The sequence below is a fragment of the Odoribacter sp. N15.MGS-14 genome, from assembly GCF_000980245.1.
Taxonomy (GTDB): Bacteria; Bacteroidota; Bacteroidia; order Bacteroidales; family Marinifilaceae; genus Odoribacter; species Odoribacter splanchnicus.
This window is the reverse complement of record NZ_LARE01000003.1, coordinates 37,625-64,600: the sequence shown is the minus strand read 5'-3', so window position 1 is coordinate 64,600 and position 26,976 is coordinate 37,625. Positions and strand designations below refer to the sequence as shown.

21 protein-coding genes are annotated in these 26,976 nt (G+C 42.7%); 13 read left to right on the top strand and 8 right to left on the bottom strand.

Features of this window, described 5'->3' with window-relative positions; translation table 11 throughout:
* The 4 genes from nhaC to frr all read left to right on the top strand — a co-directional run bounded on the left by nhaC (position 1) and on the right by frr (position 4,385).
* Positions 1 to 1,437 carry a Na+/H+ antiporter NhaC gene (gene nhaC, locus WS34_RS01220; protein WP_046402596.1) on the top strand — a complete coding sequence of 479 codons (1,437 nt, stop codon included), beginning with the start codon at positions 1 to 3 and terminating at the stop codon, positions 1,435 to 1,437.
* 302 nt (positions 1,438 to 1,739) lie between these two features.
* Positions 1,740 to 2,111: a BlaI/MecI/CopY family transcriptional regulator gene (locus WS34_RS01215; RefSeq protein WP_013612687.1), complete on the top strand. Its 372-nt coding sequence runs from the start codon at positions 1,740 to 1,742 to the stop codon at positions 2,109 to 2,111.
* 20 nt (positions 2,112 to 2,131) lie between these two features.
* The gene (locus WS34_RS01210) at positions 2,132 to 3,754 is read left to right on the top strand and encodes a M56 family metallopeptidase (protein WP_046402594.1); all 1,623 of its coding nucleotides are present in this window, start codon (positions 2,132 to 2,134) and stop codon (positions 3,752 to 3,754) included.
* Between the two features lie 67 nt (positions 3,755 to 3,821).
* Positions 3,822 to 4,385, top strand: a complete 564-nt coding sequence (gene frr / locus WS34_RS01205; RefSeq protein WP_013612689.1) for a ribosome recycling factor — start codon at positions 3,822 to 3,824, stop codon at positions 4,383 to 4,385.
* A gap of 149 nt (positions 4,386 to 4,534) precedes the next feature.
* Here the strand turns inward: frr and kdsB are convergent, their stop codons facing one another.
* The 7 genes from kdsB to rsgA form a co-directional block, all read right to left on the bottom strand.
* Positions 4,535 to 5,308: a 3-deoxy-manno-octulosonate cytidylyltransferase gene (gene kdsB, locus WS34_RS01200; RefSeq protein ID WP_013612690.1), complete on the bottom strand. Its 774-nt coding sequence runs from the start codon at positions 5,306 to 5,308 to the stop codon at positions 4,535 to 4,537.
* Positions 5,309 to 5,312: 4 nt separating this feature from the next.
* Entirely contained in the window at positions 5,313 to 5,675 is a 363-nt protein-coding gene (locus tag WS34_RS01195; protein ID WP_013612691.1) for a bactofilin family protein, read from the bottom strand.
* 5 nt (positions 5,676 to 5,680) lie between these two features.
* Positions 5,681 to 6,040 carry a bactofilin family protein gene (locus WS34_RS15330; protein ID WP_013612692.1) on the bottom strand — a complete coding sequence of 120 codons (360 nt, stop codon included), beginning with the start codon at positions 6,038 to 6,040 and terminating at the stop codon, positions 5,681 to 5,683.
* Positions 6,041 to 6,286: 246 nt separating this feature from the next.
* Positions 6,287 to 7,294: a beta-ketoacyl-ACP synthase III gene (locus WS34_RS01185; protein WP_013612693.1), complete on the bottom strand. Its 1,008-nt coding sequence runs from the start codon at positions 7,292 to 7,294 to the stop codon at positions 6,287 to 6,289.
* Positions 7,295 to 7,429: 135 nt separating this feature from the next.
* Positions 7,430 to 7,615, bottom strand: a complete 186-nt coding sequence (gene rpmF, locus WS34_RS15325) for a 50S ribosomal protein L32 (RefSeq protein ID WP_013612694.1) — start codon at positions 7,613 to 7,615, stop codon at positions 7,430 to 7,432.
* A gap of 15 nt (positions 7,616 to 7,630) precedes the next feature.
* Positions 7,631 to 8,143, bottom strand: coding sequence for a YceD family protein (locus WS34_RS01180; RefSeq protein WP_013612695.1), 513 nt, complete (start codon positions 8,141 to 8,143; stop codon positions 7,631 to 7,633).
* 162 nt (positions 8,144 to 8,305) lie between these two features.
* A complete protein-coding gene (rsgA, locus tag WS34_RS01175) occupies positions 8,306 to 9,223 on the bottom strand; it encodes a ribosome small subunit-dependent GTPase A (RefSeq protein ID WP_013612696.1) in 918 nt (305 codons plus the stop codon).
* A gap of 91 nt (positions 9,224 to 9,314) precedes the next feature.
* Between rsgA and WS34_RS01170 the strand changes: the two genes are divergently transcribed.
* The 9 genes from WS34_RS01170 to WS34_RS01130 all read left to right on the top strand — a co-directional run bounded on the left by WS34_RS01170 (position 9,315) and on the right by WS34_RS01130 (position 26,407).
* Positions 9,315 to 9,899 (top strand): non-canonical purine NTP diphosphatase, encoded by a 585-nt coding sequence (locus WS34_RS01170; RefSeq protein ID WP_046402590.1) that lies wholly within the window; start codon positions 9,315 to 9,317, stop codon positions 9,897 to 9,899.
* A 10-nt stretch (positions 9,900 to 9,909) separates the two neighbouring features.
* Positions 9,910 to 10,623, top strand: a complete 714-nt coding sequence (gene recO, locus WS34_RS01165; protein ID WP_022159287.1) for a DNA repair protein RecO — start codon at positions 9,910 to 9,912, stop codon at positions 10,621 to 10,623.
* A 261-nt stretch (positions 10,624 to 10,884) separates the two neighbouring features.
* Positions 10,885 to 11,811, top strand: coding sequence for an ABC transporter ATP-binding protein (locus WS34_RS01160; RefSeq protein WP_046402587.1), 927 nt, complete (start codon positions 10,885 to 10,887; stop codon positions 11,809 to 11,811).
* Positions 11,812 to 11,831: 20 nt separating this feature from the next.
* Positions 11,832 to 15,152 carry a golvesin C-terminal-like domain-containing protein gene (locus tag WS34_RS01155; RefSeq protein ID WP_046402586.1) on the top strand — a complete coding sequence of 1,107 codons (3,321 nt, stop codon included), beginning with the start codon at positions 11,832 to 11,834 and terminating at the stop codon, positions 15,150 to 15,152.
* A 31-nt stretch (positions 15,153 to 15,183) separates the two neighbouring features.
* On the top strand, positions 15,184 to 16,647 hold the full coding sequence (locus tag WS34_RS01150) for a TolC family protein (protein WP_022159284.1): 1,464 nt from the start codon (positions 15,184 to 15,186) through the stop codon (positions 16,645 to 16,647).
* A 43-nt stretch (positions 16,648 to 16,690) separates the two neighbouring features.
* The gene (locus WS34_RS01145; protein WP_046402582.1) at positions 16,691 to 17,749 is read left to right on the top strand and encodes an efflux RND transporter periplasmic adaptor subunit; all 1,059 of its coding nucleotides are present in this window, start codon (positions 16,691 to 16,693) and stop codon (positions 17,747 to 17,749) included.
* A 65-nt stretch (positions 17,750 to 17,814) separates the two neighbouring features.
* Complete coding sequence (locus WS34_RS01140; protein ID WP_046402580.1) at positions 17,815 to 20,901, top strand: efflux RND transporter permease subunit; 3,087 nt, start codon at positions 17,815 to 17,817, stop codon at positions 20,899 to 20,901.
* 46 nt (positions 20,902 to 20,947) lie between these two features.
* On the top strand, positions 20,948 to 25,693 hold the full coding sequence (locus WS34_RS01135) for an efflux RND transporter permease subunit (protein ID WP_046402578.1): 4,746 nt from the start codon (positions 20,948 to 20,950) through the stop codon (positions 25,691 to 25,693).
* 12 nt (positions 25,694 to 25,705) lie between these two features.
* A complete protein-coding gene (locus WS34_RS01130; RefSeq protein WP_013612705.1) occupies positions 25,706 to 26,407 on the top strand; it encodes a hypothetical protein in 702 nt (233 codons plus the stop codon).
* On the opposite strand, the gene WS34_RS15320 is transcribed toward WS34_RS01130, so the two are convergent.
* A complete protein-coding gene (locus WS34_RS15320; RefSeq protein WP_013612706.1) occupies positions 26,374 to 26,532 on the bottom strand; it encodes a hypothetical protein in 159 nt (52 codons plus the stop codon). The two genes, WS34_RS01130 and WS34_RS15320, sit on opposite strands and share 34 nt — an antisense overlap.
* Positions 26,533 to 26,976: the final 444 nt, after the last annotated feature.

Here is a 26,976-nt window from a genome sequence, read left to right as displayed (position 1 = left end):
ATGAAAACTCAGACCAAAGCCCCTTCACTGATACAAGCAATTCTTCCATTGATTGTTCTGATCGCCCTACTCTCGTTTAATGTCAGTTATTTCGACGATCCTTTGGGGGGCTCTAATCAAATAGCCTTAATCATCGCAGCAAGTATCTGTAGCATCCTGGCCCTTTTCAATCATGTCAGCTGGCATGAAATCCAACGAAAAATATTGCAGACCATTAATTCGGCTATGACGGCGATACTTATTCTGTTATTGATCGGTTCGCTAAGTGGTTCCTGGATGCTGAGCGGAGTCATTCCAGCTATGATTTACTATGGAGTAGATATCATGCACCCGTCCTACTTTCTGGTGGCCTCTGTCGTCCTTTGTGCTATTGTATCTCTGGCAACAGGCAGTTCCTGGTCGACGATCGCCACTGTAGGTGTAGCTATCGTGGGAGTCGGTAATGCTTTCGGACTTCATCAGGGGCTTGTAGCAGGTGCCGTCATCTCAGGAGCCTATTTCGGCGATAAAATGTCCCCGCTCTCAGACACGACAAACCTGGCTCCTACAATTGCAGGAACGGATCTTTTCACTCATATCCGCTACATGGTATACACCACTTTCCCAACTTTAATTCTCACGTTGATCATTTTCGGAATCATCGGCCTATATCAATTAAATACAGATACTGCCATAGATACCGGCTTTATAAAAAAGGGCCTGGAAAGTAGTTTCCACATTACTCCCTGGTTATTATCGGTCCCTGTTTTACTCATTATTATTATTATAAAAAAAGTTCCCCCCATACCTGCCATGCTGGGTGGAGTTGTTCTCGGAGTTATTTTCGCCCTCATTTTTCAACCTGATCTCCTCGATCAGCTGATCGCTCAAGAAAAGTTCCACAACACCTATCAGTTGATCATCCAAGCTGTCGGAAGTAGAATGACACTGAGCACAGGGGTATCCGAAGTCGACGAATTGTTGACAACAGGAGGAATGGAAGGTATGCTCGATACAGTTTGGCTAATTATTGCAGCTCTTACTTTCGGAGGAGTGATGGAAGCCAGCGGATCCTTAAAAAGAGTGGGTGAAGCTTTTATGCATTTTATTTATAACGACACTTCGCTGGTCAGCACGACCATACTGACTTGTATCTTCTTCAATATCACAGCCTGCGATCAATATCTTTCTATAGTCGTACCCGGTAAAATGATGCAAAAAATTTACGAACAAAGAGGCTTGAAACCCGAAGTCCTCAGTCGGGCTCTGGAAGATTCTGCGACAGTCACTTCCGTATTGGTCCCCTGGAATACTTGTGGAGCTACCCAATCACGGGTACTCGGCGTACCTACGATCGAATACCTCCCTTATTGTTTCTTTAATTTAATTTCCCCGCTGATGAATATTTTCATCACGATCATCCATTATAAAATACGAAGAATTAAAGTAAAAGCATAAGTAAATGACCGATAAATAATGATTTCTTTGAAAATAGAATCAAAACCTAAGTTTATTTTGTTACTTATTCCTCTTCGGTGATCGGAATTGGCGACCCGGTCTGACGACACAGAACCCGAAATCGGAATAGAAAGAAAAAAAATTAAACCTACCATTCTTTAGTGATAACGGTTATACAAGCCACAATGGTTAGACCAGACTTCCGTAACTATTTATAAACTAATTTTATTTTAGAATTATATTTTACAACTAAAAAATTAGTTATACATTTGTCTGTAAAAAGAAATTCAATAAAAACAACTATGAAAGAATTAACAAGAGCAGAAGAACAAATTATGCAAGTGCTTTGGGATTTAGGAAAAGGTTTTGTGAAAGATATTATAGATAAACTTCCGGAGCCCAGGCCAGCTTACAACACAGTCTCTACTATCGTTCGGATTTTGCAGGATAAAGGATTTGTCGGTCACGAAACTTTTGGGAAAAGTCATTGTTATTATCCTTTGGTAGCCAAAGATACTTATACCAAAAAGTTTTTAAAGAATTTCATCGGTAACTATTTTGGAAATTCATTCAGCCAAATGGTTTCTTTTTTTGCCAAAGAGGAAAACATTGATTTGAAGGAATTGGAAGAAATTCTAAAACGTGCAGACGAAGCACGACGATCAGAAAACTAACTCTTTAAAATCTATCCTCCATGCAAACTTTCCTCCTTTACATGATCAAATCTTCAACAATTCTGATCGTATTATTGACCTATTATCAATTTTTCCTGAAAAGACAGACTTTCTTTAATCTGAACCGGATTTTTTTGCTAGGCGTATTGATCCTATCGGCATTGCTTCCCTTTATTTCCATTGAAATAAACCGGAACGATATGATCGGTTTTCCCACTCTCGCCTCAGTCAGTGAATTGTTGGAGGAAAACCAGATAGGGAAAAGCAGTCAAAGCACGCTTATTACAGCCACAGAACAGCCGATCCCTATGATTCCCCTACTTTATGGGATCGGAGTTGTGTTTTTTTTCCTTCGTTATTTAACCACTCTATGCCGGCTATACTTATTCGTTCATCGAAATCCACGCAAACGATTACATGGATTGTATATGATCCAAATTCAGGAAGGCCTACCTACTTTCTCCTTCTTTAATTATCTGTTTATCAACACCCACTCTTTGAGTCAGGAAAACAGACGGAAAATATTTGCACACGAAAAAATTCACATACAACAATGCCACAGTCTGGATTTGTGTATAGCCGAGATCATCTGCATCGCCAATTGGTTCAATCCTTTTGTGTGGTTAATAAAACAGCTTATTCTCGAAAACCACGAATATATCGCCGATCAACAGGTTATCCGTAAATATAAAATCAGCGGATACCTTGAATTACTCATTCAGCAAAGTCTGAAAGGAGCCTTTTCTTTTACGAACTATTTTTCGTGTTCGAATCTAAAAAAAAGAACCATTATGTTGACCAAAAAACAATCCCACAAATTCCAGATGATCAATTATATTCCGGCATTTTTATTAGCCGGAATGCTATTTTATCTCTTCTCTTGTAAAAACATGTGCGAAGAACCGGAGTCGCCGGAGCTTCAAGTTTTTCAGATTGTAGAGAATATGCCTCAATTTTCAGGCGATCTCTCCAAGTGGGCGACACAAAATATCAAATACCCTTCAAAAGCGATCGAAGCAGGAATCGAGGGGAAAGTGTATGTCAATTTTATTATCGACTCGACAGGTCGGGTCGGACATGCTGAAATACAACGAAGTACCCAGTCACTATTGAATGCCGAAACCTTAAAAGGAATCGAGGCTATGCCCGATTGGATTCCGGGAAAACAAAGAGGAAAAGCGGTGCGAGTAATTTATACCCTGCCTGTTACTTTCAGTCTCAAAGACCAAGCCGGCAACTTCGCTCCGAAGGTTACCATAATTCCTCCCCATAACGAGGCCAAAACACCGACATTAGTGAAAGATTCTTCTGAAACAGAAAACAGTACGGAGGTTTGCATATTTCAGGTAGTTGAAGAGATGCCCGAATTTGCAGAGGGAAACGTGGCGGAATGGATCATGAAAAATATCAAATATCCGAAAGAAGCAATAGAAGCAAATATTACAGGTAAAGTCTTTGTTCAGTTCGTTATTGAAAAAGACGGAAGCATTACAAATGCTAAGATCGCCAGAAGTGCATCTACTCTGCTGGATGCAGAAGCTTTACGAATTGTAAATAATATGCCCCAATGGATCCCGGGAAAACAAAGAGGTAAAGCGGTCAGAGTCGCTTACACTTTACCCATAAGCTTTTCATTGGAGTAAGATAGAAAGCGTATTATTTTTTTTCCTATCTTTGCTTTATAATTGTAAAAATTAATAGAGTAAGCATATGAACGAGGAAGTAAAAATGTACATGGACGAGGCCAAAGAACAAATGCAAAATGCATTGGTCCACCTCGAAAATGAATTGGCGAAAATCAGAGCCGGCAAAGCAAACCCCAAAATTCTGAACGATGTTCTGGTAGATTATTACGGATCACCGACTCCATTGTCACAAGTAGCCAATATCACGGCTCCGGATCCACGTACAATTGCAGTTCAGCCTTGGGAAAAAAATATGCTTGGCCCTATCCAAAAAGCCATTATGAATGCCAATCTGGGATTTAACCCGGATAATAACGGAGAAGTTGTCCGGATCAATGTACCGCCCTTGACTGCCGAGAGAAGAAAAGAACTGGTGAAACAATCGAAAGGGGTCGGTGAAACCGCCAAGGTAAGTATCCGGAATGCCCGTCGCGATGCTATCGACGAATTCAAAAAAATGGTGAAGAGTGGTCTGCCCGAAGATGAAGCTAAAGATGCCGAAGATGAAGTTCAAAAGATCACAGACAGCTATAACAAAAAGATAGATGAAATCCTGACCGCAAAGGAAAAGGATATTATGACCATCTAAGATTTTCTGTCTTTGACAGAAAATAGATTAGCGGAACTACGTTCCGGATTGGTGTCAGACCTTCGGTTTTTCCGATCAGTGCATCTTCGATGCTGATTAACGAACTCTCGGTTCTGACTGAATATTCGATCCGAAACGTAGTTTTTTAATCAGTATTTCGCAGACCAGAGATCAGAGGTTTCACTGATCTTTCTCGCTCTCTCCAAATCCTCGGGCGTATCGATTCCTACCGATTCGTGATCGGTGAACCTTACCGCAATCTTATAACCGTTCTCAAGCCAACGCAATTGTTCCAGAGATTCTGCCTTTTCCAGTTTTCCCTGAGGCAAAGCTGTAATCTCTCGTAATACTTCAGGCCGGTAAGCATACATGCCCACATGTTTGTAAAAAGGAATCACAGCACTCCATTCTCCTTGCTCTTTTCCCCGGCAATAAGGAATGGCAGAACGGGAAAAATAAAGAGCGGTCTGCAGAGACGAACATACCACCTTAACCTTATTGGGATCGAAAATATCCGCATTCGTGTCGAATTGTTTTGCCAAGGTAGCGATCTGAATCCGGGGATCTTCAAAACAAGCGATCAAAGCACGTACCTGATCGGGTTGAATAAAGGGTTCGTCTCCCTGTATGTTGACAACAACATCATAAGTTTTTCGGTAATCAGCCACAATATGCCGGTAGGCTTCGCAACAACGGTCGGTTCCGCTCTTGTGGTCGGCAGAAGTCATCACTACTTTTCCTCCGAACCCTACAACCCGGTCGTATATCCGCTGATCGTCCGTTGCGACAAAAGCGTCTTGTGAAACCAACTGTGCTTTTTCTACCACATGCTGGATCATCGGTTTACCACCGATCTCAGCCAAAGGTTTACCCGGAAAACGAGTCGATGCATAACGCGCCGGAATCAAAATTAAAACATTCATTCAATTATTCTTTAGCCGGTTCACGCCCCTCTTTTTTTGTCATTTGGCAATTGCCATTGAATATCACTCCCGGTTCGATCGAGAGTACAGATGAAACAATATTTCCAATCACTTTGGCGGACGATTTCAGTGAAACCGTCCCGGAAGCTTGTATATCACCAAGTACAACCCCCAATACGTCTACATTGCAGCAATCGATGTTGCCTTCAATCTTGGCCGTATTACCAACCACTAATCTCCCTGAAGTAATGATCTTACCTTTTATGATTCCGTCGATCCGGATATCGTTCTTTGTTTTTATATCCCCTACAATAACCGTACCTTCGCACAACAAATTGACAGCATTTCCAGGATTCTCTTTACCCATAATAATCACCTTAATTTATTTCGACGCTTTTTTAATTTCAATCCTTTCCTGATGGTTGCACCAAGCGTTATTTCGAGTGTATCTGTAATCAAGCCACCTTCGATCACAGCATCTCCTCCCATAACAGTTTTACAGGCCACACATACATTACCTGTAATAGTGCCGTTGATATATAATTCATCGCAATCCACATCTCCGTCGACCTTCCCCCCTTTGTTTATGATCACCAGTTTTCCGGCATGTACATTTCCTTGAATCATACCATCCAGGTATACACTCTTATCGGTCTTCAAATTACCGTCAATTCTGGTATTTTCCAGTATCCGGTTCCCCTCATATTCAATATCAAAACGTTCCTGATTCATAAACTATAAATTCACATCGAAGATATAACAAGTAATTGAAATATAAAAGCGACTTACACGGCTTTTTTTAGCTCCCCCAAAAATTCGTTTTTTCTGTAGTTACAAGGGGTACAGGAGTTAAGTCTACACTTCGTCCGATCAACTGCCGGCATTAAAAGGTTTTAATTATGGACTTTATAAACTTCTTTGGCTATAAAAAAACCGGCTTGAAAATTCAAACCGGTTTTCCATATCCTTTTTCCAACTTTACTTCTTGGGATCGTAAGCCCATTTCAGCCAGATAGCTCCCCAGGTAAATCCCGCACCGAACGCTGCGAGAATCAGATTATCTCCCTTGTGTAACTGATTTTCCCATTCGTACAGGCACAATGGAATCGTTGCAGAAGTGGTATTTCCGTATTTCTGGATATTCACCATAACTTTAGAAGGATCGAGTCCCATACGATCGCCGGTAGCAGAGATAATACGCAGATTTGCCTGATGGGGCACCAACCATGCGATATCGTCGGCGGTCAGGTGATTTTTTTCCATAATTTCTGCTGCGGTATCGGCCATTTTCGTTACGGCATGTTTAAATACGAACTGGCCATCCTGAAAAATAAAATGTTCACGGTTAGTAACCGTTTCTATGGAAGGAGGATTCAGCGATCCACCGGCTTTCATATACAAATGGTCGCGTCCCATACCATCCGAGCGCAGGATGTGATCCATCACACCAAGCTCTTCTGCTGTCGGTTCGAGCAATACAGCTGCAGCAGCATCACCAAACAACGGACAAGTCTTACGATCCGTATAATCGGTGATCACGGACATTTTCTCACATCCGACAAATACCACTTTTTTATATCTACCACTTTCTACATACTGAGTAGCAGTAACCAAGCCAAAAAGGAATCCGGAACAACCTGCATTCAAATCAAATCCGAAAGCATTCTTCACTCCAACCATATCGGCAATAATCTGCGCATTAGCAGGGAAATGCATATCCGGTGTCACTGTGGCACAAATCAACAAATCTACTTCTTCCGGTTTGGTTCCGGTTTTCTCGAACAGATCTTTTACGGCTTGTGCACCCAGCCAGGCACTTCCTTTCGTCGGATCTTTTAAAATTCGTCTTTCTTTGATCCCTACCCGGGTCATGATCCATTCATCAGAGGTATCCACCATCTGGCTCAATTCCTCATTGTCGAGGATATAGTCGGGATAATATGCCCCTACTCCGGTTATTATGGCTCTCAGCCTATTCGTTTGCATAACTATAAATTTAAATCAGAGATTACCCCCGCACACGCAAGGGTAAGTTTCATGAATTATATAAACAACCATAGCCCCCTAGGGCTTAGGAGGCTGGCTGTGTATGATTCTAAAACAATCCTTTTCGTGTCAAGATTATGCTACTACTGCTTTCTCAATAGCCAACTTTCCTCTGTAATATCCACATTCAGGACATACTGTATGATACTGTACAGCAGCACCACAGTTAGAACACTTAGCAATAGCGGTTACCGTAATCGCATCATGCGTTCTTCTCTTATTTCTTCTCTGTTTTGAGGTTCGATGTTTCGGATGTGCCATTTCTTTATTATTTATTTAGTTATTAATTAATTTTTTCAATTCATTCCATCTCGGATCTATTGGTTTATCATCTTCTTCTATCACATATTCATGCAACACTTCCTGCATATCTTCGTCGCATTCTCCTTCGGGATGCACTACCCGCATCGGGTAATTCAACATATAAGTTTCATAAAGATACGAACTTACATCCAAATAGTCATCCTCCGGCGACAATATTATATAATCATCTTCGTTCCCTTCTTCTCGTCCGTTTTGTTTTACATACAAATTCATAACACCGGACACCGGAAGATTTACTTCTCCTAAACATCTGTCGCAGGTTGCTTTTACCATTCCTTCGATCGTTATACGTACTTCCATTAAAAGTGAACTCTTCACGATCAGGACGGTAGCTTTGACTTCTCCCCGGGTTCCTTTCGTTGCTTCAAAACAATCGAAGAATCCCTCATCCATGATGAACTCAAAAGAGTGTTTTCCCTCTCCTAATCCTCTGAATGCTATCTTATATTCTCTCAATCTATCCACAAGCCTTGACGTAAAACGGCGCAAAGATAATACAAAAACTAGAAACAAAAAACGAAAGGCTAAAAAAAAAGACAGAGTTAACTAAATTAACTTCTTCAATACTGGTGTTTTAACTGTCTTTATTTCTGTCTTCGCCTGATCGTCGAACCGTTCGAAAATACATTATCTATATTTCCCGCTTTCTTCCATCATACTCAGATAGCTCACATAACGGCTCTCACTGATTTCGTCTTGCTCCACAGCTTCCAACACAGCACAACCGGGTTCATGGGTATGGGTGCAATTATAAAAGCGGCATTCTCCGGACTTCGCGAATATTTCCGGGAAAAAATGCGACAACTCCTCTTTTTTCAAATCGATAATTCCAAAACTTCGTAATCCCGGAGTATCGATAATGAAACCGCCCTGTTTCAATGGAAACATTTCAGCAAAAGTGGTGGTATGCTTCCCCGAATCGTGGGCATCCGAAATTCCTGCAGTTTTCAGGTCCAAGCCAGGCTCAATGCAATTGACTAAAGAAGATTTCCCCACTCCCGACAAGCCGGAAAGCACGGTGATCTTGTCTTTCAGTAAACTCCGGATTTCATCGACGTGTTCACCGGTTTCCGCCGATACGGCATAACAAGGATACCCGATTTTACGGTAAATCACCGTCAATCCCCCTAACATTGCCTGATCTTCGGCATCATACAGATCCGTTTTATTAAAAACCAGTACAGCAGGAATATTATAAGCTTCTGCGGTTACCAAAAAACGATCGATAAATACGGTAGAAGTCACCGGATGATTAACAGTCACCACCAACAAAGCCAAATCGACATTTGCTGCAATAATATGCGACTCTTTGGACAAATTCGTCGATCTACGGATAATATAATTACGTCTCTTTCCTATTGCCGTAATAACATAGCCTTCACTTCCTTCTTCCAATTCCACCTCATCTCCGACAGCTAACGGATTGGTCGTTCGGATTCCTTCCATCCGGAATTTCCCCCGAATACGGCACTGCACCATATTCCCTTCCTCCAATCTTACCCAATACCAACTACCGGTCGATTTTACGACAATTCCTCTTTTCATCTTTTTCGTCCAAAATTATCATTTTATACCTGCAAAGCTATAAAAATAAACCTATTTTTGCGTCGACAAACGAATCAATTGTTATCGCTCTATGAAATTAGTATTTGCAACGAACAACAAGCATAAGCTGGAAGAGATCAGCCATTTATTAGAAGGCGAAGCCGAAATCGGCTCGCTTGCGGAAATCGGTTGCCAGGAGGATATCCCGGAAGATCACGACACTCTGGAAGAAAATGCCTTGCAAAAAGCCCGATACATCAAAGAACATTACGGGTACGACTGTTTTGCGGATGATACGGGGCTTGAAATCGAAGCACTGGATAAGCGTCCCGGTGTATATTCTGCCCGCTATGCCGGTCCTGCAAAAGATTCTGTCGAAAACATGAAGAAAGTACTTCGCGAAATGGAGGGGATATCCGATCGGAAAGCTTGTTTCCGTACGGTTATCGCTTTAATTCAAGGAAAAGAAGAGCAGCTGTTCGAAGGAAGGGTAGACGGCAAAATATTAACCGCCCAACAAGGAGAAGCCGGTTTCGGATATGACCCGATTTTTCAACCCGAAGGGTTCGACCTCAGTTTTGCTGAAATGCCTATAGACGAAAAAAATAAAATCAGCCATCGGGGAAGAGCTATTCAGCAATTAATCGCATTTTTGAAAGAGCAACACAACAAGTGAAAACTCAAAAATGGAAATTGTTCAGGGAATCATATTAAAAACCAGCCCTTACTCGGAAACTCAGAAAATTATCCGAATCTATACGAAAGAAAAGGGGTATCTGTCCATGATATCCCCTTCTGTCGTATTCAAAAGAAAAACCAAAACTGTCCATCTCCTGCAAATCAGCGAGATCGAATTTTTCGAGAATGAAAAGAGCGATTTGCACAAACTCCGTCAAATCTCTCCGATCATCAACCTGCCCGAGTTATATTTCGATATTTTCAAGATGAATATCCTTTTGTTGTGGGGAGAAATTCTGAACCTGATTTTAAAAAATGAAGGGAAAAATGAAGAGCTGTTCGATTACCTGACCCATTCCATCGAATACCTGAACTCGACCCATAACGACATCGGAAACTTTAACCTTTATTTTCTCTATCGTCTGGCCGGTTTTATCGGTTTTCGGATCAACACTTCTTCATGGCAGGAGAATTACGTTTTCAATATCAACGACGGGAGCTTTTATCCTTCCGATCCGGCCACTCCGTATATTTCGGGACCGAATACCGCTAAAATCATTTACCAGCTATGTACTTGTCCTCTGGCCGAAATAAAAGCCATTCCTCTCAACCGGCAATCGCGCAATATTCTATTGGATGTTATCCTGCTTTTTTACAGCATCCATCTGAATATCAATTTCAATATTAAAAGTATACAGGTTATCCGGGAAGTTTTTGCCTGAACATTCCCGATATTTCCCCAACAGTCGATAGAAAAATACCCTTCGTCTATAATATTTGGTCAAATTAAAAAAAGAAATAAACTTTGAAGTTGAGAAATTGTCTTAAAGTTCAGAGTGTTGTTAAAAAAAATGTTATTTCCCCGTCTGATTGGAAAGAAATATTTTAAATATTTTATAAAATGAGAATATTGCAGTACAAAGTTAACATCTTTTATTATATTTATCGTCAAGATTTGCAAGTAGAGCTTTAAAAACAGGAATATGAATATCAAAATCCAAGATTTGACCAAGGTTTACCCGGATGGTCATAAGGCGTTAAACGGCTTGAACCTGAATATAGAACCCGGCATGTTCGGTTTACTGGGGCCTAACGGAGCAGGTAAAACGACGTTGATGCGGATTATGACTCTTTTGCAAAATCCCTCTTCAGGTACTATTTTTTTCGATGATTACGATATTTTGCGCGATCGTAAGGCTATTCGTTCTGTTTTAGGCTATCTACCTCAGGATTTCCGTTTTTTCGAAAAACTAAAAACCTGGGAATTTCTAGACTACGGGGCAGGACTGGCGGGAATAAAAGGCACCCGGAAAAGGTCGGAAATCGTCGATGAGATGCTGAGAAAGGTCGGTTTGTATGAAGTCAGGGACCGTTGGGCTAACCGGTTGTCGGGTGGTATGAAAAGACGTCTTGGGATTGCACAGGCGATCATCGGTAATCCGAAAGTCATCATCGTCGATGAACCGACGACAGGTCTGGACCCGGAAGAACGAATCCGGTTCAGAAATATCCTTTCGGAAGTCAGTGATAAAGATGTCATCATTATCTTATCCACTCACATTGTGGGGGATATATCCAGCACCTGCAAAAAACTGGCCTTACTGAACAAGGGAGAATTGAAATTCGAAGGTTCTCCGGACGATATGATTGAATTAGCCCAGGGGAAAGTATGGGAAATCTTCGTTACCGACCCTGAATTGCAGCAAATCAAGGAAAAATATCCGATCATTTCTACTATTCCTTCGGAAGGAGGCTGGGAGATCCAAATCGTAACCGAAAAATTGGAAGGTTTCGACGGCAAAGCCATTATCCCCAATATCGAACATGCTTACGTCTATTTTATGGACTATCTGCTAAAGGATAAAATGGAAATGTATAGCGAAAAAATCGGTGGAGACCTATTTAATTAATAATGTATTAATGTTTTGATATGAATTTAAACCATATAAATGTTATTGCCCGATACGAAGTAAAACTGGTGAAACGAAGCTGGTTGTTTCGTATTTTTGCCATACTCGCGCTGCTATTCATCTCTGCCATTATGTTGGGTTATCAAACCGGTATCGTCAACCGGATGGATAATCTTTGGCCGAGAATCGCCGTTTCTTCACTGATGCCATTCTGTAACACTTATTTTTATAATATCGCTCAATCGGTCATCGTCGTATTTCTGGCCGGCAGCTTCCTGAAAAGAGACAAAAAACTCGATACCGCCGAAGTCATCTATGTCCGGCCGATGAGTAATGCCGACTATATTGTCGGTAAGACCTGGGGTATTGTAAAGGTTTTCATTACACTGAACATTATCACCTTATTATTTACGGCTTTTTTAAACATACTGATCAATAAATCTCCGTTCGATCTGTTTCCATATCTATTCTATTTATTGACGATTTCGGTACCTTCCCTGTTGTTTGTCCTGGGTTTATCCTTTACGGCCATGTGCATCCTTAAAAATCAGGCGGTCACTTTCATCGTAATGCTGGGAATTATCGGCACTGTTTTCTTTTACCTGACCGATACGTTATATGGGGTATTCGATTTCTTCGGAGTAAATATCCCGGCCATATTTTCAGATGTCACGGGACATGCCGATCTCCGGCTTTTTTTACTCCAGCGGTTTTCTTATCTACTGGCAGGAATCGGCCTGATCAGCATGACCATCGCTTTGGTGAAACGTCTGCCTCACAAACCGTGGAAAATAGCTGTCGTATATACTTTTAGCTCACTATTTCTATTGGCAGCCTGTCTCGGAGGATTGTTATACATCCTGCATTATAATCATCAGCTCGATCTCCGTCATCAGTACATCATGACATTCGATAAATATGCAGATGTCCCGCATGTCGACTTGCTGGTCAACGATATTTCGGTTACTCCTCAAGGACACAGACTAGCAGGAAAGAGTACGGTAAAAGTAGCCAATAACAATGCAAAGCCTCTGGATAAAATTATTTTTTACCTTAATCCGGAGCTAACGGTTACCTCTGTTGAAATGGCCGGGAAAAACCTGCCCTTCCGAAGAGATCACCAGGTTATCGAAATAGATCAACCCATCCAGCAGCAAGACGAGCTTACGTTGACGATCAACTATGAAGGGAAAATCAGTGAAAATATTTGTTATACCGATGTCCTGACAGAAGATTACCTGGATACTAAAGTCCCGCAGGTATTCTGGCGTTTCGGTAAACGTTATGCATGGCTGAGTAATACCTTTACCCTATTGACTCCCGAATGTATCTGGTATCCGGTAACCATCGCCCCCGTTAACCCGGGAGCTCCGTACAATGTCAGGAAGAATTTCACAGACTATACACTTACCGTTCATTATGAAGGCGACAAGACCGTTTTGTCACAAGGCAAAAGTAAGATCGACGGTTCGGTCATCACCTTTACGAATACCTCCGCTTTGCCCGGAATCAGTCTAACCATCGCCGATTATGATAAAAAGGCTTTACGGGTAGATTCCACGGATTACGAGATCTATTACTTTAAAGGCCACGATTATTTTTCAAAATACTTCGAACCCTTATCCGATACCTTGCCCGGAGTCATTCGGGAAGTAAAAAACAGCCTGGAAATAGAGAAAGACCGGGATTATCCTTTCGGAAAATTTGTCTTAGCCGAAACCCCGGTACAATTTGCCACTTATGCCCGTAACTGGAAAGGTTATACCGAATATGTCATGCCTGAAATCCTCTTCGTCCCGGAACGAGGAATTTCTCTAGGCCAGGATTTTGAGGCAGAAAGAAGACGGATGAATGAATGGGGACGGCATGGGGGCCCTATGGACGAGACGGAACAAAATATTTCCCTCTTCAATCGTTTCGTGAGCTCTTTAACCTCCGAAAACAGCCAAAATGGCTGGAATCCGGACAATAAACTGATCAATAAATCCAATATCACTCCGATGTTGTTCGGACATACGAACTACATCAGCTCTCCCGAATATCCGGTAATCGACATCGCAGTCAACAACATGATGAATACTTCTTCCGATCAGGGCTTCCGTTTCTGGGGAGGTATCATCAACGACAAACAGCGAGCCAACCTCTATCTGGAATCACATAGTTTCGAGACAGCGATCGGAGATACCGAACTGAAGCCGGAAATTTTCTATGAATTGCTGAAATTGAAAAGTGCAGCATTGAATAACTATATCACTTCCCAGATCACACAGGAAGATTTCAATAAATTCCTAAAGGCATTTTTTACTAGCCGTCAGTTCCAGAATATACCGTTCGATACACTCCGATACGAAATAGAGAAGAGGTTCGGGATTCGGTTGTCCGATTTTATCGACACCTGGTATACGGCCTCCCATACCCCGACCATCTATATCAAGGATGTGGATGCCAATCAAATTGTGTTGGATGAGTTTACCAAATACCAAATTAAATTCAAGGTCAATAATCCCTCCGACATAGATGCTATCATCAGTACGGAAGTCATGCAAGGCGGAGGAGGCGGTATGCGGCGGGGAGGCGGTATGAGTTTTGAAACGGAGAAAAAAAATTACATTATTCCGGCCGGAGAAGCCCGGGAAATCAAGATTATCAGTGACGAGCGTCCGGCCAATATTTCGATAAATACCAATATTTCACACAATCTACCGACATCGCATAATTTCAATTTTTCTAAAATCGACAATACGATCAGCGATACTACTTCGGGAATTTATCCGATAAACCCGGATGTCTTCAAGCCGAATCCGAATGAAATCATTATCGACAATGAGGATCCGGGATTCAGGACGATCGCCTCGAATAACCGGCATAAACTGAAGGATCTTTTCAAGAAAAAAGATGACGAAAAGTATAAGAATTTTATGCCCTGGTGGATGCCTTCCCAATGGACGGCCATAGCCGCCGACTATTGCTACGGTGAAACGATAAACTCTGCGGTTTATAAAAATAAAGGCAGTGGGGCCAATGCCGTAGAATGGAAAACGGAAATCCCTAAAGACGGTTACTACGAGGTGTCCATCTGGAATGCAAAAATGTCGGGCAGAATGTTTTTTATGGACAGACGCCGCGGTCGTCACAAAGAGGAACGTAATCAGACTTATACCATCCAATACGATAAAGAGAAAGAATCGGTGACACTGGACCTGGATGAAGAAACCGAAGGATGGGTTTCGATCGGGAATTTCTATCTACCTCAAGGAGAAGTCATCATCACTTTGACAGATAAAGTTTCCGGAGATTACGTCATTGCAGACGCCGTTAAATTTACAGCCACAGAAGAATAATAAACGAATAACCCGATAAAACGCAGACAATATGCTTAAACAAACTTTGGTCCTCGGTCTTTTAACCCTCAGCGGGTTATATAGTGCGCATGCACAGGAAGTACTTACACTCGAAAAAGCATTGAACACGGCTTTCGAACACAGTCCTTCACTGATTCAAAGCAAACTCAGCCTCGAGCAACGTCAATTGAATCTAAAAGCTCAGGATGCTTCCCTGAAATCACAATTTTCATTGGATGTCACTCCTTTCAGGTATACCCGTAACAACCAATACGATAATTTCAACAGTAAATGGTATGCCAACGAGACCAAAATGTCATCGGCTTCATTCGGTATCACGCAACCCATAAAATGGACAGACGGAACCATCTCTCTATATAATGACTTTTCCTGGCAGGACGCTTCCAACAGGACTTCCGGTGGCAACAATACCTCCTTCAACCATAATCTGTCTTTACGTATTTCGCAGCCTTTGTTCACTTATAACAGGACAAAGATGCAGCTCAAAGAACTGGAATATGCACTCGAAAATGCCAAAATCAGTTATGCCCTCCAACAATTAAGTATCGAAAAAAACGTCACCAGCCAATTTTACGATGTATATCAAAAACAAAAGGATCTGAACATCTCCCGGGATGAATACAACAACCAGAAACAAAACTACGATATCATCAAAAATAAGGTCGAAGCCGGGCTGTTAGCCAAAGAAGAACTTTATCAGGCGGAAGTCAATCTGGCGAACAGTGAATCCACTGTATATTCGAAAGAGATCAGTTTTGAAAATGCGAAAGACAATTTCAAGCTTTTACTGGGAATGTCGCTGGATGAAGATATCGCGATACTGTTCGACAATAATATTCCGACAGTCGATGTCAATATTAACGATGCAGTTAAATACGCCCTGGATCAACGCATGGAAATCCGCCAAAAACAGATTACCCTAGAACAGGATGTATTTTCGATTATCCGGACAAAAGCAGAAAGCGAATTCAAAGGTGATTTAAGTGTCCGGGTAGGTATGGATGCCCTGGCTGGAAAAGTAAAAAATATGTACGACAAGCCCACCGACAACGAAGAGGTTGGCGTAACCCTCACCATTCCGATCTTCGATTGGGGGGCTAAAAAGGCAAAAGTAAAATCCAGCCAACTGGCTATGGAATCGGACGAAATCAGCCTCGAAGAACAGAAAAAAGAGATTGTCATCGATGTCCGCCAGATTTGCCGTAACCTGCCGACGCTGATCCGTCAAATCGAAATCAAAAAGAAAAGCATTGAAAATGCAGAACGTACCTATGAAATCAATCTGGAAAAATATCGCAACGGTAATCTGACCGGTATGGACTTACAACAGTTCCAAAACCAGTTGACTACTGCTAAACAAGATTATACGAGCGCTATTATCAGCTACAAAATCGAGCTCTTGAACCTGAAAATCCAAACCCTTTGGGATTTTGAAACCCACAAAAGTTATTTACCGGTAGATCTATTGAAATAAAAATAACCCTATAAGTCCGTTAACAAGTAAAATCACGATAATCATGAATAAGAATTTTAAAATCCTGGGAGCTGTTATGTTAGGATTCATGTCGTTTTCCTGTAATAACAATCAGGGAAATAACTCTTCTGAAGCCACTACCCCAGTATGGGTCGAGGACGTACAACTCAGAAACATTGAGGAATATATTACAACAACCGGAACAGCAAAGGCAGCTAAAACGATAGAAATAAAATCGGAAACCAACGGAGCTTACTACTTACAGAAAAATCCGAAAACCGGTCGTCCTTATCAGCTGGGTGACATCGCCGAAGCCGGAGCCGTCATCATCCGTCTGGAAAATAAGGAATATGAAAACAACGTGCAGTTGGAAAGTAAGAAATTACAAATCCAGATCACCGAGAAGGAATGGGAAGGTCAGAAAATCCTGCTCGAGAAAGGCGGAGCAACCGAAAAAGACGTAAACAACGCTGAAAACTCTTATATCAATGCGAAGTTAGCCTTGGAAAACGGTTATATCACTTTAGAAAAACTGAGTATCAAAGCTCCGTTCAAAGGAGTTATCGTCAATCTTCCCTACTATACTCCGGGGGTAGAAGTCGCTTCCGGTAGTGTGATGGTCGGCCTGATGGATTATAGTAAAATGTATGTAGAAACCCAATTCCCTGAAAACACATTGACCAAACTGAGAATCGGACAGCAAGTACATATCACCAATTACAATATCAAATCGGATACTTTAAGAGGCATACTGACTCAGTTATCTCCGGCCATCAACGAAGAAACCCGTACCTTCTCGGGGTATATCGAAATCGATAACCCGGATTTAAAACTTCGTCCGGGTATGTTCGCCAAAGCAGATATCGTCACAGTACGGAAAGACTCTGTCATCTCTATTCCCAAAGATATCATTAAAAACCGCCGGGGAGGTAAATTAGTATATACGGTCGACAGAAACAGTGCCGAAGAAAAAGTCATCCATACCGGTATCAGTGACGATAAATACATCGAAGTAGAAAAAGGACTCGAAACCGGGGACAAGATCGTCGTGAAAGGTTACGAATGGTTACGTAACCGGAGCAAAGTAAAAGTGATGAAGTAACTGTATTCACGACAGTCTGAAAAATTCTTTGTCGGTAAACGTCCAAATTGGTAAACGATTAAATTATGGGAATTACAAAATTTGCAGTAAAATACCCGGTCAGTGTATTAATGATCACACTGGGGGTATGTCTGCTAGGAATCATATCATACAATAAATTGGGAACAGATTTATTTCCCGATTTAAAAAATCCGGCTTTATATATCGATTTGCAAGCCGGTGAGCGTCCACCTGAAGAGATCGAAAAACAGTTTGTAGAAAAAATAGAAGCTATGGCAGCACGCCAGGAAGGTGTGAAAGACGTCAGTAGCAGCAGTAAGGTAGGAGGAGCCACGATTACGGTGGAATACGACTGGGATCAGGATATGGATGCCGCCTTTTTGGATTTGCAACGCAGCATGTCTCAAATCGCTCAGGACGAAGAAATCACTTCCCTGAATGTTTCCCGCTACGATGCCAATGCCACGCCGGTCATGATCATTTCCATGAGCCATAAAGAAATCAAGGATATGAACGAACTCCGGAAAATAGCAGAAAACTATATGCGGAGCGAACTGGTCAGACTGGAAGGTGTGGCCGATATCCGACTCAACGGCCAGGAAAATGCTTTTGTGGAGGTCAAAACCGACTCTTATATGCTGGAAGCTTTCAACCTGACTGCCGAAACGATCGCGTCGAAAATAGAAAGTATGAACCGGAATGTTTCGGGAGGTACCATTGTAAACGACGACATCCAATATACGGTAAAAGGGGTGAATTTATTAAAAGACCTGGAAGACATCGGGAATATTATCGTTGCTTTCAAAACCCCCGGTAGTACCGACACCGAGTCGGGGAACAGCTCTACCGTGAAAGCTCCGGTATACCTGAAAGATGTTGCCAAAATCGAACTAAAAAATAAAGATCCTGAAAATCTGGTGCGCTACGATGCCGAACGTAGTCTGAGTATCAGTGTCTACAAAGAGAATAAATACAATACAGTGAAGGCAGTTGAAAATATCACTGCCAAACTGGAAGAATTGCAGAAAAGTATGCCCGGTTATGAATTTCACGTCATCAGTAACCAGGGAGATTTTATCGGAGCTTCGATCGGGGAGGTCAAGGATTCTGCCGTTATGGGTATTTTATTGGCCATGCTGGTATTGTACGTTTTCCTGCGCCGCATCAATACAACCTTGATCGTCAGTGTTTCTATTCCGGTGTCCATCATCGCTACGTTCAATTTGATGTACTTCAACGGATTGACGATCAATATCATGACACTGGGGGGATTAGCCCTGGGAGCCGGTATGTTGATCGATAATGCCATTGTCGTCATGGAGAATATTTTCCGGAATCTGGAAAACGGCCTTTCCCCCAAGGAAGCGGCTATCAAAGGAGCTTCGGAAGTTTCAGGGGCTATCACGTCTTCAACCCTCACGACCATAGTGGTATTCTTACCTATCGTTTACATCCAGGGAGCTGCCGGAGAACTTTTTAAAGAACAGGCCTGGACCGTTTCGTTCTCTCTATTGTCTTCTCTTTTTGTTGCGGTATTGTTAATCCCGATGTTAGCTTCACAATATGTGAAAGCACCTGCCAAAAATCAGGCTTCTTTAAAAATCAAAGGATACGGTCAGTTTGTCGGTAAACTTTTGAAACACCGGTACGCTGTCGTCCTGGCCGCGTTAGTGGTCATGATCGGAAGTTACCTGCTGCTCCCGTTGATCGATAAAGAATTTATGCCTAAAGCAGATTCCCGGGAATTTTCGACTTACATCACTCTGGAACCGGGAACCCGTCTGCAAAGCACGGATAATGCGGCCGCTACCATCGAAAATATGATTATAGAGTTGGCAGGAGACGATCTGGAATGGATTTTTACTCAGGTTGGACCTTCGACAACAACCGAAAGCCAAACGACTAGCGGGAAACTCGAAGGCGAAAATCAGGCAGAGGTAAAAGTCAAATTGAAAAACAAAGCCAAAGCCGATGCAGATTATATTATCAGTAATCTGAGTCATAATTACACGATTCCCGAGGGCGTGGAAATATCGTTCGAAAAGGAACAATCTGCCTTACAAAGCATCCTCGGAACGGAAGGAGCTCCTGTAATTATCGAGATTAAAGGGGAGGAACTGGAAATGATCGACGAACTCAGCACGGAGGTGAAGGAGAAAATAGCCTCTATCCCCGGACTCTACGATATCAAAACTTCTATGGAACAAGGAGCTCCGGAAGTCAACATCTCTATCGACCGGTTGAAAAGCGGGATTTACGGGGTAGATATCGCTTCGGTGGCCAGTCAGATAAAAGAAAAGCTGAACGGGAAGACGGCCAGCAATTTCGAATCCGAAGGTGAACCGATCGATATCGAAATCAAAGTACCGGAAGTATCGCTCGATGAATTGCAAAATGTTGAAATCGTACAAGGAGAAAAGAAATATCGTCTGGGTGAGATTGCAGAGGTTTCGATTACGACAGCTCCGAAAGAAATCAACCGCAGCAACCAAAACCGGATCGGTAAAGTCACCGCAATGCTCGAAAAGGGCTATACATTAGGCAGTGTCACTCCGGAAATCAAAGCACAGTTGAAAGATATCCAATTCCCTGCTAAATATTCAGCACAAATTACCGGAGAAGAAGAGAAACGGGCCGAATCGTTTCAAGGTTTGTCCTTTGCTCTGATACTATCTATCGTATTGGTATATATGGTGATGGCTTCTCAATTCGAATCCTTGCGTCATCCGTTTACCATCTTGCTGACGATCCCGTTGGCCGGAGTAGGCTGTATTTACGCATTTTTGCTAGCCGGAGCCTCTTTGAATATGATGGCTTTTATCGGTATCATCATGCTGGCAGGTATAGCTGTCAACAACTCCATCTTACTGGTAGATGCAGCCAACAGGCTCAAGGCAGAAGGATTCGCTCTGACAGAGGCCATAAAAGGAGCCGCCCAACAGCGTATCCGCCCGATCATCATGACCAGTCTGACTACTATCCTGGCTTTATTGCCGATGTGTTTCGGATTCGGAGAGGGTGCTTCACTGCGATCCCCTATGGCTTTGGCGGTGATCGGCGGTCTGTTCACTTCTACCCTGATGACATTAGTAGTGATCCCGTGTGTTTACTACATTTTTGACAAAAAAGTCAAAAACGTAGAGAAGATTTGAAAGGCATTTTCGAGCTTTTGACATTTTTGATTCTAAATAAGAAAAAATGAACAAACTAATAAATCGTAAAGTACTGATTTCGATGATCTTCATCGGTTTGACCATGATGGGGTTGTTTTCGTACAGGTACTTACTGATGGAATTATATCCGGATGCGGAGTTCCCCTCCCTGAATGTAACTATTTCCACCAAGACCGAGCTGGATCCGAAGTACATTGAGAGTCAGGCAGCTATTCCGGTAGAAGGCGTAATCAGCGGCTTGGAAGGCGTCGAGGATATAACGACATTGATTTCCAATAGGAACGCCCGTATCACTGTTTCCTTTACCAAAAATACAAATGTCAAATATGCTTACCTGAAGCTGGAAGAAAAAATCAAAGCGATCACCAAAAGTATTCCGGAAGACTTCACCATCCAGGTCAATAAAGCCGGTAGCGGAATGGCCAGTGATCAGTTTATGACTCTACAGATTCTGGGAGACGACGATGTCGATTATGTCCGGAATATCACCGATATCGACATTGCTCCCATCCTTGAAAGTACGGATGGAATAGCCTCGGTCACGGTCATGGGCGGACGTCAGAAGAGCATCGAAATCCTTCTCGACGATGAAAAATGCAAAGCGCTCAATATCACCGCATCACAAGTCAGCTCACTGATCGGCAAGAATATGTCTGAAAAGACCTTCGCCGGTTCGGTATTTCAGGATAACAAACGTTTTTTTGTCAACGTTACGGCAGAATATCTCGCGACAGAAGACCTGGGAAACATCGTTGTATCCGAAGGTCCGGTATTGTTGAAAGACATCGCCGACATCAATTTCGGCATTAAAGAAGAAGAATCCTATTCGCGGGTGAATGGGAAAGAAGTTATCACCTGTGTTATTTCCAAATCTCCGCTGGTCAATATCATCGATCTTTCACAGCGGGTACGGGAAGAAATCGCCCAGTTGAATGAAGAACTGGCTACCAAAGGAGTTTCTATCAAAGTCGATACGGACACAGCCGAAACGATGAGTGAAAACATCAACACCATCATCAATCTGGGTTTGACCGGAGCGATTCTGGCTATTTTCATTCTCTACCTGTTTTTGCGAAACTTCAAGATCGTCACTTTCATTGCCGTGGCAATCCCCATTTCGGTATTCTCTGCTTTTTATTTCTTTTACTTTTTCGGTATCAGTATCAATACACTGACTTTAACGGGTATAGCCCTCGCTGTGGGCATGTTGTTGGATAATTCGGTCGTCGTCATGGAGAATATCTTCCGGTTGCGTGCGATCGGAGTCAATAGTCAGGAAGCAGCGGTAAGGGGCACTCAGGAGGTGGCCAAAGCGGTTATCGCCGCCACTCTGACTACGATCACTGTATTTCTTCCTTTCCTGTTTTCAGACGATTTTATCCTGAAGCTGATCGGTGAACATATCGGCGTGTCGATCATCACGACTCTTATCCTGTCGTTGGTCGTGGCTTTGCTACTGATCCCTATGGCCGTCAATCAATTCATGAAAGGCCAGGGCGACCGGGTAAATTTCAGTACATTATCGATTCATAGCCGGCCGGTACAGATTTATATCGCTTTACTGAAAATGTGCCTGCGCAAACCGGCAGCAGTCGTATTTACTGCGATATTGGTATTGATCGTCACGGTAGCTTTATCTTTGACACTGACCATGAATACGTTAAAAGAAATCGAAGCCGATACGTTCAATGTCTATATGACTTTCCCCAATGGGAATACCCTCAACCGGACAGACGAAACAATAAAAGCTTATGAAGAACGCTTGAACGATATCCAGGAAATCGAACAATACAGTACAAAGATCTATTCCACGGATGCCAGTGTCACCATCAAACTAAAAGAGGACTTCGAAAAGATCAACAAAAAAACACTGAACGAACTCAAGAGTACGATTCTATCCCTCTCTGATGGGTTAAGAGTCAGCGATATCAGCCTCGAAGCTATCGAGAGCAGCGAGAACTTCCGGGGTGGTGGCAGTTCACTCATGGGAGGTGCCGACCAACTGATGAAAAAAATGGGTATGGGTACCCAAACGGAAAAAATTGTCATCAAGGGCCAGGATTTCGAAAAAATGGCTAACCTGGCCGAGTTGCTCAAATTCCAATTGGAAGAATTGGACAATATCAGCTATTCATCGGTCAGTTCATCCCGGGGAAAACCCGAAGCCAGGATCATGTTCGACCAATATCTGATGGGAATCAATGATGTAACTCCGAATAATGTCGTCACCGAGCTCAATAATTTCGCCCCCCAAAATACGACTTCGATCAAATACAAAGCGGGAGATCAGGAGTACGATATCATCATCAAAGACAAACGGCTAGCCGAGAAAAAAGAAGAAGAAAACCAGGATCCGGTACGTACGCTGGAAGACTTGCGCAATATGCAAGTCACCAACACGAATAATTCCCTTACCGAATTACGTAGCTTCAGTAATATCAACCTTACCCGGGGACAAGGAAACATAAACCGGGTCAACCAGGATAAAGAAATCACGGTGAACTACCGGTTCAATTCCGATGTAAACGAATCGAAGAATATTCTGGAAGCCGCAAGGACAGAGATAGACGAACTGGTGCAGAATACCGATATTCCTACCGGCATCGCTGTCGAGGTGGTACATGAAGAGGACGAAACCAGCGAATTCACTTTTCTGATTCTGGCTGCTTTTGTGATCATTTACATGATCCTGGCGTCTGTTTTCGAATCACTTACAGCCCCGATCGTATTGATGTTCGCTATTCCCCTGGCTGCCATCGGTTCCTTACTGGCCTTATTGTTTACCAGCAATTCGTTGATGAATGCCAATGTATTGATCGGTGTCATTATCCTGATCGGTATCGTCGTCAACAACAGTATCATCCTGATCGACTACACTTCGCAATTGCGGCGACAGGGTAACCGTAAACCGCGAGCCCTCATCATCGCCGGAATCTCGAGGGTACGTCCTATCCTGATCACAGCCATCACCACCATCGTGGCCATGTTCCCGTTAGCCATGGGACAAGGAGAATTTGTATCAGGACTCGGAGCTCCTTTCGCCATCACGGTGATCGGAGGATTGACCATGAGTACATTATTGACCCTGGTGATTATCCCCACCCTATATTCCGGTTTGGAAGAAGCACTTCATCGGCTGCGTACCCAGAGTTTAACCCTGAAGATTATTCAACTCACCCTTTTGATCCTGGCAGTCATCGGCATAGTGATGATAACCGACTCGCTGATATGGCAATTGGGTTACTTTGTCGGAGCCATTATACTGATACCGGCAGCCACCTGGTTTATGGAGACTAGTCTGCGTCAGGCCAACAGCCGGATTATCCCTCCGGATCAGGAAATCCATATTTCAATCCGTAATCTGGTGAAGATCTACGGCCGTCCCAATGAATTTCAACGGGAATGGCAATCCGGCCAACGTGTACGGGAACGGCTGGGATTAAAGGAAGAATACCGGCAATGGTCGGATTTAAAACCTTTGGTATGGATGTTACCTATCACCGGCTTCCTGATTTATTTCACCTATTTCTATCAAACATTGACCTTCTGGGCCATCATTTTTGCCGTCTGCACCTGGATGTTGCTGACAAAATTGATTGCCATCGGAGGTGAATATTTTAAAGCTCATGAAATCAAAAGCTTGAGCTGGTGTATACGGGTATGCGGAATCTTCATTTATTACTTTTCGCCCTTGTTTACGCTCATATGGGCTTCTATAAAATTCTCGGATTCCGGCATGGCTATTTTACTCGGTCTCCTTTGGTATGTCGCTATAGTTGCCCGCTATTTATCGGAGCGGATCCATAAATACAATATCAACATCGATATGATCGACGGTCGGTTCAGGGAATTGAAAAAAGGAGTATATAAGATCGCCACAAAAATTCCGATGATCGGATACAAGAAAAAACCGTTCAAAGCCTTGAACGCCGTCTCTATGGAGATCCATACCGGTATGTTCGGTTTGTTAGGACCTAACGGTGCAGGTAAAACCACCCTTATGCGTATCATCTGCGGCATATTCGAGCAGAGCTATGGAAAAATATTCATCAATGGCATCGATACCCAGAAAAAACGGGAAGAATTGCAGGGATTGATCGGTTATCTGCCTCAGGAATTCGGTACTTACGAAAACCTGACCTCCTGGGAGTTTTTGGAATATCAGGCTCTCCTGAAAGGAATTTATAATCCCAAAACCCGGAGCAAACGGATCACAGAAGTGCTCGAAGCGGTTCATATGTATGAAAACAAAGATAAAAAGATCGGAGGTTTCTCAGGAGGTATGAAACAACGGATCGGAATTGCACAGACTTTGCTGAACCTGCCCCGCATTCTGGTTGTCGATGAACCGACTGCCGGATTGGACCCCCGGGAAAGAATCCGTTTCAGAAATCTTTTGGTAGAATTGTCGCGCAACCGGATCGTTATTTTCTCTACCCACATTATCGAGGATATCGCCAGTTCCTGTAACCAGGTGGGTGTTATCAACAAAGGGTCGTTGAAATATCACGGAACTCCTTCCGAAATGGTGGAAATTGCTAAAGATGTGACATGGACTTTCGAAATTCCGGCCCGGGAATTTGTAAAATTGCCTTCCGACCTGTTATTGGTACATCATATCCGGAACGGAGAGAATATCAAAGTCAGGTGTCTGTCGGAGACCCAACCGGTTCCCAATGCCGTACATACTTCTCCTCTACTGGAAGACTCGTATCTGTGGTTGTTGAGGAATGTAAAATTAGCTAATCATGAAAATATCATCACTCAATAGACTTGTAAAGCCATGAAATATTACATCACTCCTATAGCAAAACTCGCCCGGTATAATATAAAGATTATCTTCGGCAATAAGTTTATGTATTTTATTCTCAGTGCCGTCGGTTTTTATATCCTGACGGTGGGGTTAAATCTTATTTCGGATTCGGAGATTACGATGGCTACCGGATACAGTATGTTATTAGTGCCTTCTATCCTATTGATCTTCTATCCGACCTGTTTCGGTATACAGAACGACCAGGATGCCAAAATCATAGAAATCATTTTCGGTATTCCGAACTATCGGTATAAAATCTGGTTATTCCGGCTTTTAATCGCCTATATGATTTGTTTTATCATCACTTTGCTTTTAGCTGCCGTCACCGACTGGCTGGTTGTAGAGGTACCTCCCCTGCAACTCGCTTTACAAAGTATGGTACCTGCGCTTTTCATCGGTTTACTGTGTTTTATGCTCAGTACACTCATCCGGAATGGCAACGGTACGGCAGTAATGATTATCATTATCGGTTTATTGCTGTTCGCATCGAGTAAAATTCTGGACGTCAGCAAATGGAATGTATTTTTGAACCCCTTTGACGTCCCCTTGGATAAAAATCCGCAAATTTTTTATAACACCCTGTTCGACAACCGATTGATTATCTTACTCTCTTCCTTCATATTCTTATTGGTAGGACTTTACAAGACACAAAACCGGGAAAAGTTCATCTGACTCACCGAGTCCGCCCAGGAGAAATATCCACCCGTATCCGAGATATATTTCTCCCACCCCCAAAGGGGCATATCCAGCGCCTCCCGGTTCGTCAACCGCCATTCCCCATCCCCAACCCTTCTCATTTTTCCGTTAACTGAGGATATTCAGTAAATGTCCCTAAATATTTAGGCAGTTATATACATATTAACACGTTATAAACGTAGGTTTATTTTTTCTTTCTATTCCGATTCCGGGTTTTGTGCCGTCAGACCGGTTCGCCTGGAACGGTCCGGTAAGGCTTTCCTTCACTGACCGGCGGAACTCCTCACTACGTTCGTCAGACACCACCGGTCGGGCGTTCGGAAAACCTAACCGGACACTCGTTCCTGCTCCAATGGTCTTCCGCCACAAAACCCTCCATCTTCCGTCAGCACTACAGGGCAAAGAAGGAAAGTTTTATTGAATGAAAGGGCAGGCCACCCTGACCGGAGTACGAATACCTGGATTATTAGATCGGATTATTTCTATAAAATACTGATTATTAAATTAATCTCTAATGCATAAAGTATCAGAAAAACATCTGTTTG